The organism is Paraburkholderia sp. (genome assembly GCF_036488505.1).
GTDB lineage: Bacteria > Pseudomonadota > Gammaproteobacteria > Burkholderiales > Burkholderiaceae > Paraburkholderia.
This window is the reverse complement of the sequence record NZ_DASXHN010000211.1, coordinates 1-15,820: the sequence shown is the minus strand read 5'-3', so window position 1 is coordinate 15,820 and position 15,820 is coordinate 1. Positions and strand designations below refer to the sequence as shown.

The 15,820-nt window shown below is 64.2% G+C and carries 14 protein-coding genes and 1 pseudogene; 10 read left to right on the top strand and 5 right to left on the bottom strand.

Going from position 1 to position 15,820, the window contains the following annotated elements; translation table 11 throughout:
* The first annotated feature begins 141 nt into the window (after positions 1-141).
* Positions 142-2,037, top strand: coding sequence for a glycoside hydrolase family 15 protein (locus VGH68_RS12890; protein WP_331604010.1), 1,896 nt, complete (start codon positions 142-144; stop codon positions 2,035-2,037).
* A gap of 178 nt (positions 2,038-2,215) precedes the next feature.
* Positions 2,216-3,502 (top strand): polyhydroxyalkanoate depolymerase, encoded by a 1,287-nt coding sequence (locus VGH68_RS12885; RefSeq protein WP_331604008.1) that lies wholly within the window; start codon positions 2,216-2,218, stop codon positions 3,500-3,502.
* A 198-nt stretch (positions 3,503-3,700) separates the two neighbouring features.
* Here the strand turns inward: VGH68_RS12885 and VGH68_RS12880 are convergent, their stop codons facing one another.
* Entirely contained in the window at positions 3,701-4,333 is a 633-nt protein-coding gene (locus tag VGH68_RS12880; RefSeq protein WP_331604007.1) for a TetR/AcrR family transcriptional regulator, read from the bottom strand.
* Positions 4,334-4,572: 239 nt separating this feature from the next.
* Between VGH68_RS12880 and rsxB the strand changes: the two genes are divergently transcribed.
* The 3 genes from rsxB to VGH68_RS12865 all read left to right on the top strand — a co-directional run bounded on the left by rsxB (position 4,573) and on the right by VGH68_RS12865 (position 6,743).
* Positions 4,573-5,451 (top strand): electron transport complex subunit RsxB, encoded by an 879-nt coding sequence (rsxB, locus tag VGH68_RS12875; RefSeq protein WP_331604006.1) that lies wholly within the window; start codon positions 4,573-4,575, stop codon positions 5,449-5,451.
* 95 nt (positions 5,452-5,546) lie between these two features.
* Positions 5,547-6,191 carry an endonuclease III gene (gene nth, locus VGH68_RS12870; protein ID WP_331604005.1) on the top strand — a complete coding sequence of 215 codons (645 nt, stop codon included), beginning with the start codon at positions 5,547-5,549 and terminating at the stop codon, positions 6,189-6,191.
* Positions 6,192-6,308: 117 nt separating this feature from the next.
* Entirely contained in the window at positions 6,309-6,743 is a 435-nt protein-coding gene (locus tag VGH68_RS12865) for a DUF1841 family protein (RefSeq protein ID WP_331604004.1), read from the top strand.
* Positions 6,744-6,927: 184 nt separating this feature from the next.
* Here VGH68_RS12865 and VGH68_RS12860 read toward each other — a convergent pair whose 3' ends face one another.
* Positions 6,928-7,311: a c-type cytochrome gene (locus tag VGH68_RS12860; protein WP_331604003.1), complete on the bottom strand. Its 384-nt coding sequence runs from the start codon at positions 7,309-7,311 to the stop codon at positions 6,928-6,930.
* A gap of 78 nt (positions 7,312-7,389) precedes the next feature.
* Positions 7,390-7,758, bottom strand: a complete 369-nt coding sequence (locus VGH68_RS12855; RefSeq protein ID WP_331604026.1) for a c-type cytochrome — start codon at positions 7,756-7,758, stop codon at positions 7,390-7,392.
* 415 nt (positions 7,759-8,173) lie between these two features.
* Here VGH68_RS12855 and VGH68_RS12850 point away from each other — a divergent pair, with 415 nt between their 5' ends.
* The 5 genes from VGH68_RS12850 to VGH68_RS12830 all read left to right on the top strand — a co-directional run bounded on the left by VGH68_RS12850 (position 8,174) and on the right by VGH68_RS12830 (position 13,469).
* Entirely contained in the window at positions 8,174-9,016 is an 843-nt protein-coding gene (locus tag VGH68_RS12850; protein WP_331604002.1) for a MoxR family ATPase, read from the top strand.
* A 91-nt stretch (positions 9,017-9,107) separates the two neighbouring features.
* Complete coding sequence (locus VGH68_RS12845; RefSeq protein ID WP_331604001.1) at positions 9,108-10,283, top strand: VWA domain-containing protein; 1,176 nt, start codon at positions 9,108-9,110, stop codon at positions 10,281-10,283.
* Between the two features lie 77 nt (positions 10,284-10,360).
* Positions 10,361-11,584, top strand: a complete 1,224-nt coding sequence (locus VGH68_RS12840; protein WP_331603999.1) for a benzoate/H(+) symporter BenE family transporter — start codon at positions 10,361-10,363, stop codon at positions 11,582-11,584.
* A gap of 218 nt (positions 11,585-11,802) precedes the next feature.
* Positions 11,803-12,756, top strand: coding sequence for a transaldolase (gene tal, locus VGH68_RS12835; RefSeq protein ID WP_331603998.1), 954 nt, complete (start codon positions 11,803-11,805; stop codon positions 12,754-12,756).
* Between the two features lie 293 nt (positions 12,757-13,049).
* A complete protein-coding gene (locus tag VGH68_RS12830) occupies positions 13,050-13,469 on the top strand; it encodes a VOC family protein (RefSeq protein ID WP_331603997.1) in 420 nt (139 codons plus the stop codon).
* 58 nt (positions 13,470-13,527) lie between these two features.
* On the opposite strand, the gene VGH68_RS12825 is transcribed toward VGH68_RS12830, so the two are convergent.
* Both VGH68_RS12825 and VGH68_RS12820 read right to left on the bottom strand, forming a co-directional pair.
* Positions 13,528-14,652 carry an FUSC family protein gene (locus VGH68_RS12825; protein ID WP_331603995.1) on the bottom strand — a complete coding sequence of 375 codons (1,125 nt, stop codon included), beginning with the start codon at positions 14,650-14,652 and terminating at the stop codon, positions 13,528-13,530.
* A 172-nt stretch (positions 14,653-14,824) separates the two neighbouring features.
* A pseudogene (locus VGH68_RS12820) lies at positions 14,825-15,820 on the bottom strand (sodium:solute symporter); the annotation flags it as partial.

Below are 15,820 nucleotides of genomic sequence, written 5' to 3'. Positions count from 1 at the left end.
GCGTTTGCCTCACTATGCGACGAATCGAACGCGGCTTATGAAGGCCCGATGGTCCCGGCGATTCCGGTAATAGCACCCATTTTCAACGCGCGGCAGCTTTTGCTGTCAGTCATAACGACACGTTCTCCGACACGCTTTTCCATGCCTGCACTTATCGAAGACTACGCACTCATCGGCGACGGCCACACGGCCGCGCTCGTCTCCCGCGAGGGTTCCGTCGACTGGCTCTGCTGGCCGCGCTTCGACTCGGGCGCGTGCTTCGCCGCGTTGCTCGGTACGCCCGAGAACGGCCGCTGGCAGATCGCTCCGGCCGCGCTGAGCGAAGCGGACGCAACCTCCATCACGATCAGCCGCCGCTACCGCGGCGAAACGCTAATTCTTGAAACCGACTTCGAAACGCGCGAAGGCGCGGTCACGCTGATCGACTTCATGCCGCCCGGCAACGGCTCGTCGGAGATGATACGTATCGTCGTCGGCAAGCGCGGCAGCGTGCGCATGAAGATGGAGCTCGTGCTGCGGTTCGACTACGGCTTTTCGATCCCGTGGGTGGACAGGCTCAAGCACGACAACGGCATCAAGGCGATCGTCGGCCCCGACACCGCGGTGTTGCGCACGCCGGTCGAGCTGCGCGGCGAGAACATGAAAACCCTCGCCGAATTCACCGTGAGCGAAGGCGAGCGCGTGCCTTTTTCGCTCGCCTACGCGCAGTCGCATCTGCGCATTCCGCCGTCGCGCGATCCACACACCGCGCTTGCGCGCACCGAGAGTCACTGGCTCGAGTGGTCGGCGCGCGGCACCGTGCAAGGCCGCTGGGCCGAGCCGATCCGCCGCTCGCTGATCACGCTGCGCGCGCTCGCGTACGAGCCGACCGGCGGCATCGTCGCGGCGCCCACCACGTCGCTGCCCGAGCAGCTCGGCGGCACCCGCAACTGGGATTACCGCTATTGCTGGCTGCGCGATGCCACCATCACGCTGCTGGCGATGATGCGCGGCGGCTACTTCGACGAAGCCCGCGCATGGCGCAGCTGGCTCGGCCGGGTGATGGCGGGCGCGCCGGACCAATTGCAGATCATGTACGGCATCGCCGGCGAGCGGCGTCTGCCCGAATTCGAAATCGACTGGCTGCCCGGCTACCACGGCGCAAAACCGGTGCGCATCGGCAACAACGCGGTCGGGCAGCGTCAGCTCGACGTCTACGGCGAAGTGATGAACGCACTGCATCTCGCGCGCGTGGGCGGCTTGCAGGCGGACGTCACCGCGTGGAGCGTGCAGTGCGCGATGCTCGAGCACCTCGCGACGATCTGGCAGGAGCCCGACGAAGGCATCTGGGAAACCCGCGGCGGCCGCGAGCACTTTACGTTCTCGAAGGTGATGGCATGGGTAGCGTTCGATCGCGCGATCCGCTCGGCCGAGATGTTCGAGCTCGACGGCCCGCTCGATGAATGGCGCGCGACCCGCGACAAGATCCATGCCGACGTTTGCGAGAAAGCGTGGAATCCCACGCTCAACGCATTCGCGCAGTACTACGGCAGCGACCAGCTCGACGCGAGTACGCTGCTGCTGCCGCTCGTCGCGTTTCTGCCGCCGCATGATCCGCGCGTGAAGAGCACTGTCGAGGCGATCGAAAAAAACCTGATGCACGGCGGCTTCGTGATGCGCTACCGCACCACCGAATACGACGACGGTCTGCCGCCCGGCGAAGGCACTTTCCTTGCGTGTTCGTTCTGGATGGTCGACAACCTCGCGCTGCAGGGCCGCGTGGGCGAGGCGATCGAGATGTACGAACGGCTGCTCGGGCTGTGCAACGACGTCGGGCTGCTGTCCGAGGAGTACGACCCGGCCGAGAAACGCCTTGTCGGCAATTTCCCGCAGGCGTTTTCGCACGTTGCACTCGTGCATACCGGGCTGAATCTGATGAAGCACGAGCAGCAAATGGCGCAGGCGACCGGACAGCCTCCGCATAACGGCAATCACGCGACGGAGCTTGAGGCTCACATAAGCCCTGATAGCGGCGCAGCAGCATCGCCACTAGCATGATTCAATGACACTTTGCGCACCACGAGTGCGCGGATTGTTGCGTTGCACAAGATTGCGTTGTTCGATATCATCGATCCGTGTCGGCCGACAAGAATGTGCCCACAACCAAAAATGGCCCGCCGCAACGCCCCCCGCGTGTTTGCGAAGCCCAATGCGAACCGCCTAAAACGGAGCACCTATGCTCTATCAATTGCATGAATTCCAGCGGGCCATGTTGAGCCCCCTGACCGCCTGGGCTCAGGCCGCGTCGAAGTCATTCGCGAATCCCGCCAGTCCGCTCGCCTATGTGCCAGGTGCCACGCGCCTGTCGGCAGCTTACGAATTGCTTTACCGGCTCGGCAAGGACTACGAGAAACCCGAGTTCAATATTCACCAGATTGTCAAAGACGGTTTCAACATCCCGATCGTCGAACAGACCATCATCGAAAAACCGTTTTGCCGCCTGATGCGCTTCAAGCGCTTCGCCGACGACAGCGACGCTGTCAGTCAATTGAAAGACGAGCCGGTCGTGCTGGTCTGCGCGCCGTTGTCGGGACACCATGCCACGCTGCTGCGGGATACCGTGCGCACGTTGCTGCAAGACCATAAGGTCTACATCACCGACTGGATCGACGCGCGCATGGTGCCGTTCGAGGCCGGCCAGTTCCGCCTTGACGACTACGTGATGTACATCCAGGAATTCATCCGTCATATCGGCGCGAGGAATCTGCACGTGATCTCCGTGTGCCAGCCGACCGTGCCGGTGCTCGCCGCCATTTCGCTGCTGGCGAGCCGCGGCGAGGACACGCCGCGCACGATGACGATGATGGGTGGCCCGATCGACGCGCGCAAGAGCCCGACTTCGGTCAATTCGCTCGCCACGCAGCACTCGTACGAGTGGTTCGAGAACAACGTGATCTTCACGGTGCCGCCGAATTACCCGGGCGTCGGACGCAAGGTTTATCCGGGCTTCCTGCAGCACACCGGTTTCGTCGCGATGAATCCGGAGCGTCACGCGGCCTCGCACTGGGACTACTACCAGAGCCTGCTGCGTGGCGACGAAGACGACGCCGAAGCACACCGGCGCTTCTACGACGAGTACAACGCGGTGCTCGACATGGACGCGGACTATTACCTCGACACGATCCGCGTCGTGTTTCAGGAATTCCGCCTGGCCGAAGGTACATGGGACGTCGCCGGCGAGCGGGTGCGCCCGCAGGACATCAAAAATACGGCGCTGTTCACGATCGAGGGCGAACTCGACGATATTTCCGGCGACGGTCAGACCTACGCCGCGCACGATCTGTGCAGTGGCATTCCGGCGAAGAACAAGCAGCATTTCACCGCCGAAAAATGCGGCCATTACGGCATTTTCTCGGGACGCCGCTGGCGCACGATCATTTATCCGCAATTGCGCGACTTCATTCTCGAGCACAATAAGCCGGAGAGGGCCACTCGCGCGGCGAAAGAAAACGCCGAAGCCTGAATACCGAAAACCCGGTAACTTGAAAAAAAGCCAGCGGCCTCTTCGGAAGCCGCTGGCTTTTTGTTGTTTCGTTCCGGTTATTGCTTCGCTCAGCGATACCGGCTCTCTCTCCAAAACGCTTTTCTGTGAACGTCGAACGACAGCAAGGCCGCACGCGACATCCACACAGCATGGCGCGCACTACGGCGCCACGTCCCGCTACTTTCGCAGCAGATACGCGAGCAGCAACTCGGTATTCATCTGGATCACTTCGCTGCGCTCCGCGGGGCCGCTGAAATCGCGGCCCAGCGTCGCCTCGAGCGTGAAACGGTTCGACACGATGTAGTAGCCCAAGCCCGACAGCGCTACGTAAAAGCGCAGAGGATCGACGTTCGCGCGAAACAACCCGGCGCGCTGGCCACGTTCGAGAATGCCGCCGAGCGTCGCGACGATCGGCGAGATCATTTCGCGGATGCGCGTCGACTTCTGCATATAGCGTGCTTCGTGCAGGTTCTCGTTGTTGATGAGCCGCAGTAGTTCGGGATGGTCGCGGTAGTAGTCCCAAACGAAATGCGCGAGACGCGTGACGGCCTCGACCGGCGCCACGCCATTCAGTTCGAGCGTGCGTTCGGCTTCGTTGAGCGCACTGAACGCGTGCTCGAGTACCGCGGTGAACAACTGCTCCTTGCTGCCGAAGTAGTAATAGAGCATGCGTTCATTGGTTTCCGCCCGGCGGGCGATCTGGTCGACGCGTGCGCCAAACAGCCCACCATTAGCAAACTCTTCGGCAGCCGCAAGCAGAATGCGCCGCCGCGTGCCTTCAGGATCTCTTTTGATTTTCGGCTGATTCATGGTGGCATCGTCTTCGTGAGCCGCGTTATCCGGGTCGCGCCGCCGGCCTCTGCTCGAGCCTTGTACTGGCGACGTTGAACGGGCGCGTCGTTGTAGGGAAACACACCCTTTTCTGCGGTCTTTCGAAAAAAGCGCTTCGATTATGGCACATGGATTGCGAATGGCAATCGGGGAAATCGGCGATAATGTGCTATTTAGTTCAGGCCGCGCGACCGCCCGGCAAACCCCACGCCGTAACCGTGACCGACGTCAAACTACTCGCGGATCGCATTGAAGATCTGCTGCCCCAAACGCAATGCACGAAGTGCGGTTATCCCGCATGCCGTCCCTATGCCGAAGCCGTTGCGCGCGGCGAAGCCAGCTATAACCAATGCCCCCCGGGCGGCGCCGAGGGCATCGCGCGCCTCGCCGCGCTGCTCGGCAAACCGGTTATCCCGCTCAATTCCGCCAATGGCGTCGAACGTCCACGTCCGTTGGCGGTTATCGACGAACAACTGTGTATCGGCTGCACGTTATGCATGCAAGCCTGCCCCGTCGACGCGATAGTTGGCGCACCGAAACAGATGCACACGGTCCTCGCCGAACTGTGCACAGGCTGCGACCTGTGTGTGCCGCCCTGCCCGGTCGACTGCATCGCCATGCCAGCCGTCACCGGTGGCGCGACCGGCTGGGCCGCATGGAGCCAGGGCCAGGCAGATGCGGCGCGCGTGCGCCATGAGCGGCGCGGCGCGCGTCTCACGCGCGAGCGCGACGCGGCCGAAGCGCGTGCTGCAGCGCGACGCGCCGCGAGTGCGACCCCCCACGGCGCGAATGCGCCGGCACCGGCCGCGGCATCCGTTGCCGCGGCGCCCGCCGTCCCCGCGGTGGACGATGCGCAAGCGAAGAAGCGCGCGATCATCCAGGCCGCGCTCGAACGCGCTCGCAAGAAAAAGGACGAAATGGCCGCGAAAGGGCAAGCTCCGTTGAACACGGACAACGTCAGCGCCGACGTGCAGGCGCAAATCGACGCCGCCGAAGCGCGCCGCCACCGTCTCGGCCTCGGTGACGCCACCAACGACACCGGCAACGACACCGGCGACCCGCACGGCCAGCCGTCCGGCCCGCGAAATCCGCAGTAGCCGCATCAGCGGCGGTTGCCGCCGCATTCGACCGCCGCGTTTAGCCAACATCGGCCAACCACCCGCGCCGCCCGCCCATACACCGACCGCTCAGCATGAACGCGAACAAACGCCGCGCCATCTACGAAACGCTTCAGAGCCTGAATCCGCACCCGACCACCGAACTCGAGTACACGACGCCGTTCGAGTTGCTGATCGCGGTCCTGCTGTCGGCGCAGGCGACCGACGTGTCGGTGAACAAGGCGATGCGCAAGATGTTCCCCGTCGCCAATACCCCGCGAAAGGTCCTCGATCTCGGCGAGGAAGGCGTCGCGGACTACATCAAGACGATTGGTCTTTACCGCACCAAGGCGAAGAACGTGATCGCGACCTGCCGGATCCTGCTCGATCGGTACGGCGGCGAGGTGCCAGAGGACCGCGAGGCGCTGGAGAGCCTGCCCGGCGTCGGACGCAAAACCGCCAACGTGATCCTGAATACGGCGTTCGGCCATCCGACCATCGCGGTGGACACGCACATCTTCCGCGTGGCCAACCGCACCGGGCTCGCGCCCGGCAAGGACGTCCGCGCGGTCGAGCTGGCGCTCGAAAAATACACGCCCGCGGAGTTCAAGCAGGATGCGCACCACTGGCTGATCCTGCATGGCCGCTACGTGTGCAAGGCGCGCCGGCCCGAGTGCTGGCACTGCGTGATCGAGCCGCTGTGCGAGTTCCGGCCGAAGACGCCGCCACCGGATCTTTGAGCGAGCCGCCGTCAGCGGCTGATGGCCACGCGGCGTAAAATCGCGAGTTGAGCGCGCCACGGCGCGTGCATGTTGCATGTTGATTTCCGCGCATCACTCCTACGCACCGGTTCCACGATGTTCAATCCCAGCCGCGACGAAGTCCGTCTCTTTTTCACCGACACCTGGCGCAAGCAGCGCCAAGGCGAGATCCTGACGCCGCTAGAGGCGATTGCCGCCGACTGGATCGTCGAACACCCGGAATACCATGCCGAGCTCGCGGACGGCGTCGCCGCCCAGGCGCAGGACTATTCGCCGGAACGCGGCCAGACCAACCCGTTCCTGCATCTGTCGATGCATCTGGCGATCTCGGAACAGCTGTCGATCGACCAGCCGCCCGGCATTCGCGCAGCGCACGATCGGCTCGCCGCGCGCCTCGGCTCGACCCACGAAGCGCAGCACGCGATCATGGATTGCCTCGGTGAGACCATCTGGGAAGCGCAGCGCACCGGCACGCCGCCTGATACAGACGCCTATTTGCAGCGTATAGAACGGCGCGCGACGCGCGACTGAGAGATTCGCTGCTGCCCGTGTTCGTCGGCGCCTGCGCAGCTCGCTTGACGCATAAGACCCGCGTAAGCACATAGGCAAAAACACCGTGCCTCAAAAGCAGAACACCCCGCCGACGCGGGGTGTTCTGTTTCAGGCTTCGATCGCGCGACTAGGTGGCAGGTACCATTCACACACCGCGAAACCCTTACTTCTTCTGCACGAGAGAGCCGTCGAGCGATTCGACATAGGCGCCGATGTCCTTCATGTCGCTCGGCGACAGGGTTTGCACCTGCGCCTGCATGATCGCGTTGTTGCGGCCGAAATGCGGATTACCCGTGCCCATCTGGTATTGACGCAGCGCCCAGAAAATATAGTCCGAATGCTGCCCGGCCAGCTTCGGATATTCCGGGCTCACCGGATTATTCAGGTTCGCGCCATGGCAGGCCGCGCAGTTGTGATTGTTGACGAGGACCTTGCCGTTGGCGGCGTCGGCGGCGTACGCGCCGTTCGCTGCAACCAGACCGATCGCTGCCGCGAACGCGCATGCAGCGTTGAACACTGTGTGGAGTGCCTGTTGGGGCTTAATCATGAAATCTCCTGTCCCGCGAATTTAACTGGCTGGCCGATGGGCATCGACCGATACCGACCGACGGCCGATCGACACCGATCACTTATTGGGATTGTTCTTCGAATCGGCGGTTTGCGCGGCGTAGTACGCGGCGATGTCGGCAATGTCCTGGTCCGACAGCGACGTCGCAATGGCGCGCATCGTGTCGAAATGGCGGTCGCCCTTTTTGTAGGCGTGCAGCGCGTTTTCGAGGTAGGCCTGGTTCTGGCCGCCGATCTTCGGCACGCGGAAGACCTCGGGGTAGGCGGTGCGGTACTCGGGAATGCCATGGCAGCCGATACACATCGCGACCTTGTCCTGGCCCGCCTTCGCGTTGCCTACGACATCCGCTGCCTGCGCACTGGCCGCATACCCCACGAGCCCCGACAGCGCTGCGATCACGACGTGTTTGCCGACGAATTTATTCATAGATGTAACCTGGCTTGAGGGGAAACAGGTGCCCGGAAGGCAGCGGTCCGCGCCGTTCTTCTTGTAGGTAGCCACGCAGGCCAAAAAAATCGGGCTCATTGTACCGCGACGCCGCGCCGAACGTCCACCAGACGCGGGAGCCGCGCGCCACACGCCGGCGCCCGCCGCAACGGGCGCCGCGCCTGCCCGCCCGGGCTGCCCGCGCGCGCGAAACCGCCGCCGCGTGCGTCAGCGTCGCGGACCGCAACCGGATCGAAGCAGGACTCCAGCGGTGCGGAAGCCGGTGGCCGAGCCACGGGTCAGCACAACGCGCCAGGGGCCAGCCACAGCGCGGCTGACACCCTACGCGAGCCGCTTTCAGGCCAACAGGCCTTCTGACTTATACTGGGTTTTTTCCCGCCAAGAGCATCTCGCCATGCGTTTCGAAGGCTCATCGCAGTACGTCGCCACCGACGACCTGAAGCTCGCGGTCAACGCCGCGATGACGCTCCGGCGTCCGCTGCTGATCAAGGGCGAACCCGGCACCGGCAAGACCATGCTCGCCGAGGAAGTCGCCGCCGCGCTCGGCATGCCGCTTCTGCAGTGGCACATCAAATCGACCACCAAAGCCCAGCAGGGGCTGTACGAATACGACGCGGTGTCGCGACTGCGCGATTCGCAGCTCGGCGACGAACGCGTGAAGGACATCCGCAACTACATCGTCAAGGGCGTGCTGTGGCAGGCCTTCGAATCCGAGCAGCAAACCGTGCTGCTGATCGACGAGATCGACAAGGCCGACATCGAATTTCCAAACGACCTGCTGCGCGAACTCGACCGCATGGAGTTCTACGTGTACGAGACGCACGAACTGGTGCAGGCGAAACATCGTCCGCTCGTGATCATCACGTCGAACAATGAGAAGGAACTGCCCGACGCGTTCCTGCGCCGGTGCTTTTTCCACTACATCAAGTTTCCGGATGCAACGACGATGCAGCAGATCGTCGACGTGCATTACCCCGGCATCAAGAAAGAGCTGCTCGCCGCGGCGCTGCAGAGCTTTTTCGAACTGCGCAACGTCGCCGGGCTGAAAAAGAAGCCGTCCACGTCGGAACTGCTCGACTGGCTCAAGCTGCTGCTCGCTGAAGACATCCCGCCCGAAGCGCTGCGCTCGGCCGACCATAAGCAGATCGTTCCGCCGCTGCACGGCGCGCTCCTGAAGAACGAGCAGGACGTGAGCCTGTTCGAGCGGCTGCTCTTCATGAACCGCAGCAACCGTTGAGCGAGCGCCGCGCCGCCACGCGCGCATTCGTCGCGCGCGCGGTACTCAGCCCGGCCAGGCGCCGCTCCCGCGCCGCCGCAAGGAACCCAGCATGCTGATCGACTTTTTCTACTCGCTGCGCGCCGCCAAACTGCCGGTGTCGGTAAAGGAATACCTGACGCTGCTCGAAGCGCTCAAAGCCAACGTGATCGCGCCGTCGCTCGACGAGTTCTACTACCTCGCGCGCATCACGCTCGTGAAAGACGAGCAGTACTTCGACAAATTCGACCAGGCGTTCGGCGCTTATTTCAACGGCGTCGCGCAAGCGTCGGAGCTCGCATTCGATGTCCCGCTCGACTGGCTCACGAAGAAACTGCACCGCGATCTGTCGCCGGAGGAAAAGGCGCAGATCGAAGCGATGGGCGGCCTCGACAAGCTGATGGAGCGCCTGAAGGAACTATTCGACGAACAGAAGGGACGCCACGAGGGCGGCAATAAATGGATCGGCACCGGCGGCACGTCGCCGTTCGGCAACGGCGGCTATAACCCGGAGGGCGTGCGCATCGGCGGCGACGCGGCCGGCAATCGCACCGCCGTCAAGGTATGGGAAGCGCGCGCGTACCGCGACTACGACGACCAGGTCGAAATCGGCACGCGCAACATCAAGGTCGCGCTGCGGCGGCTGCGCCGCTTTGCGCGCGAAGGCGCGGCCGAAGAACTCGACCTGCCCGACACGATCCGCAGCACCGCCGCGAACGCGGGCTGGCTCGACATCAGGATGGTCCCCGAGCGGCACAACAACGTGAAGGTACTGATGCTGCTCGACGTCGGCGGCTCGATGGACGATCACATCAAGCGCACCGAGGAGCTCTTTTCCGCCGCCAAGGCCGAATTCAAGCACCTCGAGTTCTATTACTTCCACAACTGCGTGTACGACTTCCTGTGGAAGAACAACCGCCGCCGTCATGCCGAGCGCACGCCGACGTGGGATCTGCTGCACAAGTTCACGCCCGACTACAAGCTGATCTTCGTCGGCGACGCGACGATGAGCCCGTACGAAGTGTTGCAGCCAGGCGGCTCGGTCGAGTACAACAACGCCGAGGCCGGCGCGGTGTGGCTGCGCCGGCTCGCCGATCACTTCCCGCACTTCGCGTGGCTCAATCCCGAACCGGAAGCGCTGTGGCCGTATCGGCAATCGGTGAGCGCAATTCGCGAAGTTCTAGGACACCGCATGTACCCGCTCACGCTCGCGGGGCTCGAAGCGGCGATGCGCGTGCTCAGCAAATAAAGCGGTCTACGCCGCGCCCTCGACATCGTCACACTTCATCTTCAACAACAAGTCACCAGCACGAAGAAAAGATCCGCATGAGTTCGCCACCGTCGCCCCAGCTGTCCCCCGCCGCCACGCCCGCAGCGCGTAGCAATCCGCTCGCCGACACGTCGCTATCGACGATCGTCGCGGGCTTCGTCGCGATGATGACCGGCTACACCAGCTCGCTCGTGCTGATGTTCCAGGCAGGCCAGGCCGCGCATTTGAGTGCTGCACAGATTTCGTCGTGGATCTGGGCACTGTCGATCGGCATGGGCGTGTGCTCGATCGGCCTGTCGCTGCGCTTTCGCGCGCCGATCGTGATCGCATGGTCGACGCCGGGCGCGGCGCTGCTCGTCGCGTCGCTGCCGCAGGTCGAGTATGCGCAGGCGATCGGCGCGTTCATCGTGTGCGCGGCGCTGCTCACGCTGGTCGGCCTGACCGGCTGGTTCGACGCGCTGATGAAAAAGATTCCGGCCGGCATCGCGTCGGCATTGCTCGCGGGTATCCTGTTCGAGATCGGCATCGAGATTTTCCGTGCCGCGCAGTTTCAGACCGCGCTCGTGCTGACGATGTTCTTCACCTACCTGGTCGTCAAACGGTTCGCGCCGCGCTATGCGATCGTGACGACGCTCGCCGCCGGCACGGCCGCCGCGGGCATGCTGGGCCTGCTCGATTTCAGCCGTTTTCACGTCGCGCTCGCGCATCCGGTACTCACGATGCCGGCGTTCTCCGTCGCGGCGATCGTCAGCATCGGCATCCCGCTGTTCGTGGTCGCGATGGCGTCGCAGAACGTGCCCGGCATTGCGGTGCTGCGCGCGGATGGCTATACGACACCATCGGCGCCGCTGATCGCGACGACCGGTCTCGCGTCGCTGCTGCTCGCGCCGTTCGGCTCGCACGGCATCAATCTTGCGGCGATCACGGCGGCGCTGTGCACGGGCCCCGAAGCGCATGAAAATCCGGGCAAGCGTTACATGGCGGCGGTGTGGGGCGGCATTTTCTATCTGATCGCCGGCGTGTTCGGCGCAACGATCGCCGCGCTGTTCGCCGCATTCCCGAAGGCGCTGGTCGTGTCGGTCGCCGCGCTCGCGCTGTTCGGCTCGATCATGAGCGGGCTCGCCAACGCGATGCACGACGTGAAGCAGCGCGAGGCCGCGCTCGTCACCTTCATGGTGACCGCATCCGGCCTCACGCTGCTGTCGATCGGCTCGGCATTCTGGGGACTGGTCGCCGGCGTGCTCACGCAACTGGTGCTGAACGCGCGCCCGCGCAGTTGACCCGCGCAAACGGATCGCCGCATCGAGCGGTCGATGCCCGCAATGCATGCCGTCGCGGGCGATCCGCCATAGAATAGAAGTATCCGGCGGCGCGTTCCGGCAACTTCGCGGAACGCGCCGCGGCCCGACCCGCGGCCGCCGGTGCCGAGTCGTTCCCGCGGCGCGGCGGCGACCTCATTTCTCCTGAACCACGGCGTACGCGCCCTGAAGGCCCGAACATGACAACCGCACTCGATCAACTGAAGCAATACACCACCGTGGTGGCCGATACCGGCGACTTCCAGCAACTCGCGCAATACAAGCCGCAGGATGCCACCACCAATCCGTCGCTGATTCTGAAGGCGGTGCAGAAAGACGATTACCGGCCGCTGCTCGAAAAGACCGTCAAGGCGCATGCGTCGAAGCCGGTCGGCGCGATCATCGATCAGTTGCTGATCGCGTTCGGCACTGAAATCCTCAAGATCATCCCCGGGCGGGTCTCCACGGAGGTCGACGCGCGCCTGTCGTTCGACACGGAAGGCTCGATCGCGAAAGGCCGTGAGCTGATCGCGCTCTACAAGGAGCACGGCATCGAGCGCGAGCGCGTGCTGATCAAGCTCGCGTCGACGTGGGAAGGCGTGCGCGCGGCCGAAGTGCTGCAGAAGGAAGGCATCCACTGCAATATGACGCTGCTGTTCTCGCTCGCGCAAGCCGCGGCCTGCGCGGACGCCGGTGCGCAACTGATCTCGCCGTTCGTCGGCCGCATCTACGACTGGTACAAGAAAAACGCCGGCAGTGCATGGGACGAAGCGAAAGACGGCGGCGCCAACGATCCGGGCGTCAAGTCGGTGCGCCGCATCTACGCGTACTACAAGAAGTTCGGCTACAAGACCGAGGTGATGGGCGCGAGCTTCCGCACGCCCGCGCAGGTCCTGGAGCTGGCCGGCTGCGATCTGCTGACGATCAGCCCCGATCTGCTGCAGAAGCTGCACGAGAATACCGACAAGGTCGAACGCAAGCTGTCGCCGCAGATGTCGAGCGATGCGGACCTCCAGCGCGTACCGGTCGACGAGAAGTCATTCCGCTTCCTCGTCAACGACGACGCCATGGCGACCGAAAAGCTCGCCGAAGGTATCCGCACCTTTGCCGCGGACGCCGTGAAGCTCGAAAAGCTGATCGAGGCGCTGCGCTAACGCGTGCAAGGCATTCGCGGAGATCCGCGTGAGCCGCAGCTTTGACGCATCATCCGCTCGACCAGAAGCGCTGACTGGCGGCCCTGACCCCACGGTTCAGGGCCGCTCGCCGTTTACCGCGCACAAAGATACCGCGTGCACGCCGGGGCCGACGCCACGCACGCTCCTAGGACACGACGTCGCAATCCGCGCCCGTCACACGACTACAATCGATTCCACGCCGTTGCGCGTGCCGCAAACGGGCCCGTCAACGACGCCACCGAGGCAACGCCCGCCCTCTCCAGGAGACGATCATGAACCTTCAGCCGTACGTGTTTTTCAATGGCCGCTGCGAGGAAGCGCTCGACTATTACACCGAAAAACTCGGCGCCCAGGTGAGCTTCAAGATGCGCTTCAAGGAGGCGCCGCCGGACCCGAATAACCCGCCGCGCCCCGAAGTCGCGGACAAGATCATGCATGCGAGCGTGCAGTTGGGCTCGAGCACATGGATGGCTTCGGATGGCAACTGCGACCCCGCCGCGGGGCCGTTCAACGGCTTCAGCCTGTCGCTGACCGTCGAAGACAGCGCGTCGGCGGAAAAATGCTTCAACGCGCTGGCAGATGGCGGCCAGGTCGTGATGCCGTTCGGGCAGACGTTCTGGAGCAAGGGCTTCGGGATGGTGGTGGACCGTTTCGGCCTGATGTGGATGGTCACGCTGCCGCCGCAGGTCTGAAAGACGAGGCCTGGGCCCACGCCACTCGCATCCGACGGGTGGCGGGCGCAGCGAACCGCTACGCGCAGCGCAAACTGCGCCCACGCTGCTCGATGTCCCAGTTCGATTCGGTCTCGAGCAAAAGCGCGCGCAGCCGGTCGACCTGTTCCGCGAGCCGCTGACCGAGCCAGTAAGGCCCCTGCCATTCGGGCGGCAACCCGGCCGCGGTGGCGCCGTGTCCCTGCGCGAGCGGCACCGCCGCCGGGATGCCGAGCCGCGGCGGACGGCCAAAACGCAGTGCCCGCGCGGTCGACAGCAGAATCGCGCGCACCGCGCGCACCTCGGTGCCGCAATGCGCGGCGTAAGCCGTACGCGCGGCGGCGTCGGCGTGCATCAGCGGCCCGGTCGCGAGCAGTTCGAGCGAACTGAGCACCGAGCGATGCAGCCGCTGAATCTCCTCGAGCTTCGACTGCGGCACGTCGATTTCCTTGGCGACCGAGGGCATCAGCGAGCGCAACTGCACGAGCCGCTTGTTGATTGCCAGGAAGCGCTTGACCTGCTCCTCCTCGGAGATCGTCTCGCCATCGAGCAGCCGTGCATAGATCCCGGCGCATTCGCGCAGATTGGCGGCGATGCCGTAGCGCCACGAATACGTCGCGTGTAGCGGAAACGCGAACGAAAAAGCCAGCGCGATCACGATGCCGATCAGCACGTTCAGCGTGCGCCACAGGCCGGTGTCGATCAGGTTGTCGCCGTGGCCCGCGACGATGCACATCGTGATCGCCGTCAGCAGCCCGATATAGCCGGAAGAGCCGATCGCGAACCACGCGCAGATCGACGCGACGATCGACATCAGCACATACGTGAGCGGCAGCGAGCCGATGAAGTGCTGCTGCACGATCAGCAGCAGGCCGATCGACGCGCCGAGCAACGTGCCGGCCGCACGGTCGGCCGCCTTCTTGCGGATATTGCCGTGGTGCTGAAGGCCGCCGATCACCACCAGCAGCGTCACCGACGACCAGATGCCATGCGGGATATGGATGCCCGTGGTCGCGAGGATCGACACGAGCATCGCCAGACCGACGCGCAGGCTGTGCAGCACCTTCGCGTGCCGGTAGCGGTAATACGGCGACGTGACCGCGCGCAGCATCCGGCTGAGCGGCGCGCGGCGCGGAATCGCGGTGGGACTATCGGCAGCAGCCATGGCGGCGCGCGACGAACGCGTGAAGGGGAGGTTTCGCTATCCTGCCCTGGAGTGCCCCGAAAACACAAACGCCCGCGGAGTTTGGTCCGCGGGCGCTGCATTGTGTCAAACGCCGGTTTTCAAGCACCGCTATTCAGAAGCCGTTTCTCCGAACTGAACAACGGCGAGCGGATCAGCTCTCGACAACGTCCAGATAGTCTTCCGGACGCGTGCTGTCCTCGGCGTGGCGCATCCCGAACGCGCGCACGGCCAGGCTCACGACCACCGACACCACCAGGTTCACGATCAGCGACCACACCGCCGCGTAGCCCGGAATCGCCATGCCGAACAGGTGGATCGTGAAGATCGAGCCAGCCAGCTTCAGCGAGATCGCCATCCACGTGCCGGTGGCGATGCCGACCGCCCAGCCGGCCAGCAGGCCGCGATGGTCGAGCACGCGCGTGTAGAGGCCCAGCACGATCGCCGGCAACGTCTGGATGATCCAGATCCCGCCGAGCAGTTGCAGCTGGATCGCGTACGTGAGCGGCAGACCGAGAATGAACGCGACCGCGCCGACCTTGACGATCAGCGACACCAGCTTCGCGACGTTGGTCTCCTGCTCGTGCGTCATGTTGCGGTTGACGAACTCCTTGTGCACGTTGCGCGTGTACAGGTTCGCCGCCGCAATCGACATGATCGCCGCCGGCACCAGCGCGCCGATACCGATCGCCGCGAACGCGACGCCGACGAACCACGACGGGAAGAAGTGCAGGAACAGCGCCGGCACCGCGAAGTTCGGACCGAACGCCTTGAAGTACGGTGCGAACTCCGGCATGTCCTTCACGCCCGCGGCGAGCGCCATGAAGCCGAGCAGCGCGAGCAGACCGAGCACCAGCGAGTAAGCCGGCAGCAGCGCCATATTGCGGCGGATCGTGTTGCCCGACTTCGACGACAGCACCGCGGTGATCGAGTGCGGATACAGGAACAGCGCGAGCGCCGAGCCCACCGCCAGCGTCGCGTACGCGCTATAGCCGTTCAGGCTCGATACGTCCGGCGACTTCAGCAGCAGCTTGGCCGGCGGCACCGCGGCGAAGATATGGCCGAAGCCACCCAGCTGCGGCGGGATCACGATGATCGCGGCGAAGATCGTCACGTAGATCAGGATGTCCTTGACCACCGCGATCATCGC